Source organism: Bradyrhizobium sp., assembly GCF_049581145.1.
Classification (GTDB): Bacteria; Pseudomonadota; Alphaproteobacteria; order Rhizobiales; family Xanthobacteraceae; genus Bradyrhizobium.
The window spans coordinates 1-2,172 of record NZ_JBAURI010000453.1; the positions used below are offsets into that span (position 1 = coordinate 1).

Here is a 2,172-nt window from a genome sequence, read left to right on the forward strand (position 1 = left end):
GATCGCGCTTCACCAATCGGCGACACCGCAGCCCGGCGCAACTGGATCCGTTCCTGCGCCTCGTGGGATATCTCGAAACCAATGCGCAAGGCCTCGCGTTCAAAGGCGGTATTGACCGGAAGCACGATGTCCGCCATCTCGGCGGTCGGACTGAGGAAGAGATCGCAATGGACGTAAAACTCGAGTTGCTCGAGGGCGCGCCGGCCCACTGAGGGCGCGGGCTGCGAAACCAGGAGATTGGCCCCGAACCCGACCAGCGCGCGCACCCGATACGGCTCCGCGTGCAGGATGGCGCGATAGACGTCGGCAGCGTTGACCCAGCCGCGCGCCGGAGGACCGACCGGACGCTGTTTTAATCCCAGCGCCTTGGCCCGTTGTTCCGGGGCCAGCATCGCATAGTTGCTGATCGCCTTCGCCGGATGCGAGGGCCAGGTCACGTTGCCGCCGGGCGCGTCATACTGCCCCTTCAGCGCAAACAGCGTGGCAATCGCCCGATCGATCTGGGTTGCGTCGGCGTGCTGGCCGATCCCGGTCCAGCCGTAATAGCACAGGCGCTGCGCCTTGCCGATTTCGTCGCAGAAGGCCTCGATCGCGGCAACCGACAGGCCGGTCACCGCCGCGGCGTAATCTGGCGTATATTGACGCACGACGTCGCGATAGAGCGCAAACACCGGCGTGCAGGCGACGCGTTTGCCGTCGATGATGAGCATTCTCGTCCGACTGATGTCGAGACGTGCCGCCACCTCCGGATCGAGCGCCCTGTTGCGCGCAATCGCAACGGGGGCTTGTTCACCATCATCCCATGCGACGAAGGCCTCGCTCGAACCAAGCACCATATCCTCAGCCCGCAGCAACCGGCCATTGTCTTTCCGCACCAGCAGCGGCGCATTGGTCCAGCGGCGCACGAAATCGTCGTCATACGCGTTGTGTTCGATCAACTGGCGCGCTGCCGCCAGTGCCAGTACGCCATCCGTGCCCGGACAAATCCGCAGCCATAGATCGGCGTCCCGCGCAAGGTCGGTCTTGCGTGGATCGACCACGACAAGCCGCGCACCCTTGCGCCTGCCTTCTCCAATCGCTTCCGCCTGCGCAAGCCAGGTGCTGGACGGGTTGTGGCCCCACAGCACGATAAGATCGGAGTTACGATAGTCCGGCACCTGGACGCCGGTGCCGAAGGTGAATTCGTGCGCGTGATCCTTGTGCCAATTGCACAGTTCGGTCGACCAGCAGATGTTCGGACTGCCGTAAGTCCAGACGAACCGTTCAAGCCAGGGCAGACTGTCCGAGATCGACGATGCGCTCGGCGAGGTAAAGCTGAACGCCACCGCTTCCGGCCCGCTTTCGCGGGCAATCGTGGCCAGCTTCCCGGCAATGCAGTCGAGCGCCTCGTCCCAGTTGATTGGTTGCCAACCGGGGTCAGCGTCCGTCTTGGGCCGGGTACGCCGCAGCGGCACGCGCAGCCGGCGGGCGTGGTGCACGATCTCGGGCGCCGCGCGCCCCTTCGCGCACAAGGCCTTGCCGGTCGGGTGCGACGGCAGCGGCTTGACCTCGATCAGGCGACCGTTCTCGATGACGTTGAGCGAACCGCAACGCGACCGACAGAAGGTGCAAAAGCCGGGAACTTCTTCCCGTCCAGCCACCGGTAACGAGCCCAAATCCTTGATCTGAATATTCATCGAAAAGTCCGACCCGAGGGGCTGGATTAAAGCACAAATCCTGCACCCGCGTCCCATGATATCATTCTGGCTCAGCTGGCCGGATATTGGGCGAGAATTCTCGGCGACCACGGCTTATGCTAGAGCTGTTCCGGCGTGCGAGATAAAACGTCATATGCAAGCTTGCGGTTCCGCTTCATCTGATGCGACTGCGATAACGGAGTGGACCACGATCGGCATGCAAAAGAGCGACGAGCTTCTTAGATATCTCGAAGACAAGGGAATTCACGCGAAAACCTTCGAGCATCCAGCCCTTCACACGGTCGAGGAGTCTCGGGCCTTGCGGGGCGACATTCCCGGTATCCATACCAAGAACTTGTTCCTGCGAGACAGCAAAAGGAACTACTTCCTGGTGGTCACGGATGAGAGCACCAGCATCCAGCTGAAGGCACTGGCCCGCAAGATCGGCGCGAAAGGCAACTTGTCGTTTGGCTCGCCCGATGCATTGATGGAGCTA

General features: G+C 62.2%; 2 protein-coding genes. One reads left to right on the forward strand and one right to left on the reverse strand.

Annotated elements, in window-relative coordinates; translation table 11 throughout:
• Nucleotides 1-1,676, reverse strand: a 1,676-nt coding sequence (locus WCB02_RS14675) for a molybdopterin-dependent oxidoreductase (protein ID WP_423958943.1), incomplete at its 3' end; no start/stop codon positions are given.
• A gap of 55 nt (nucleotides 1,677-1,731) precedes the next feature.
• Here WCB02_RS14675 and WCB02_RS14680 point away from each other — a divergent pair.
• Nucleotides 1,732-2,172 (forward strand): YbaK/EbsC family protein (locus WCB02_RS14680; RefSeq protein ID WP_423958944.1); only part of this gene is annotated, 441 nt, incomplete at its 3' end.